Genomic DNA, 1226 nt, shown 5'->3' with positions numbered 1-1226 from the left:
CGTCGGTGATCATCTTTTTACTTTCAGTCGCAGCAGTCATGATCAGTTAGCCTCCGCAGTGTTGCCAGTAATTGCTTGTTCGCCAGATTTCTTGTCAATGGCCTTGAGGTAAAAACGCATAATGTTGGCGCCAACGATTTTAAAGACAAACATCACCACCAGAGCCAGACCGATAGAGCCAGGGACACCAGCGCCCGCGGTGTCCGACAGGGTGAACAAAATGGCACCGGAACCGAAGAAGTTGACGATCAATGCACCGCCAGAAAACTGGAATGCGGTAAAGACATTCCTCTCCTTGTCAGTCAGTTCACCTTCATCAGCCAGGGATTTAGTCAGGCCTGCACCCACGTCGGTGGACTGCAGACTGCCGATAATGGCCAGACCCGTTGAACCGGGAATACCCATCAGGGGACGAAGCAGGGGCGTCAGCATTTTACGGGCAGCTTTCAATGCCCCGTAATGCTCAAGCACCGCGATCATGCCCAGGGCGAACATGGCCGTTGGTACCAGGCCCAGGGCAAACAAAAAACCGTCGGCCGCACCGCTACCACCCATGCCACGGAAAGCTGACATGCCACCAGTGACGTCTTTCATCAGCTTGCCAAAGCTGCCGTTAAGGGTGGTGAAGTCAAAGACACCGTACCACTCATTAGACTTCAATAGTCCGGAAAAGAACACGACAGCAAATGCCAGTGTTATATAGGCTCCGATGGAGACCTTCTCCTCAGTTTTCATTGTTTCCCTCCCGGGAGATTTATGGGATATCAGATGTCGACAACTGATCAGAAAATTTACCTTGCCGTAGAGCATATAAGTCTTCTGTACAAGATAGAATGAGGGTTAGACGCAGTATTTTGACCTCAGGTTTCGGATCATGACATATAGCCTTGCTATTGCCGCTGACGTTTGCTTCACGCATCAGGGACGATGTGCTGTTCTTGGTAAGTAGTTAAACAGGGGAGTGCAGTGTTTTTCGGTGTTTTATGTAAAGGTGCGGGTTTTTTGTGGACAAGTGATTTCCCTTTTTTCTTACGGGTTTCTGGTATAGGCTGCGCCTTGTTTTAGTTCAAACCGTAAATTGTCATGGGCTAACCCGAATATTTCATAAACGTGCTCCCGATCTCGCTTGTCCCTTGCAGCCCCCGGGGAGTTTTGCTCAGTCGACCGTACTTCCGGCGCTCCCTCACAAAACCCCAAGAGCGACAAAGTCCCCGGCTTTGGCATCC

General features: G+C 50.5%; 2 protein-coding genes. Both read right to left on the bottom strand.

All coding sequences use genetic code 11. The features are described from left to right. Positions 1-42: 42 nt before the first annotated feature. Entirely contained in the window at positions 43-735 is a 693-nt protein-coding gene (locus KDK14_RS06920) for a nucleoside recognition domain-containing protein (RefSeq protein WP_257264303.1), read from the bottom strand. A 294-nt stretch (positions 736-1029) separates the two neighbouring features. Beyond that, positions 1030-1226, bottom strand: a 197-nt coding sequence (locus KDK14_RS06915; RefSeq protein ID WP_257264302.1) for a hypothetical protein, incomplete at its 5' end; no start/stop codon positions are given.

The sequence above is a fragment of the Endozoicomonas sp. ONNA2 genome (assembly GCF_024606365.1).
In the GTDB taxonomy this organism is placed as follows: Bacteria; Pseudomonadota; Gammaproteobacteria; order Pseudomonadales; family Endozoicomonadaceae; genus Endozoicomonas.
This window is presented reverse-complemented; position numbering and strand designations above follow the sequence as displayed.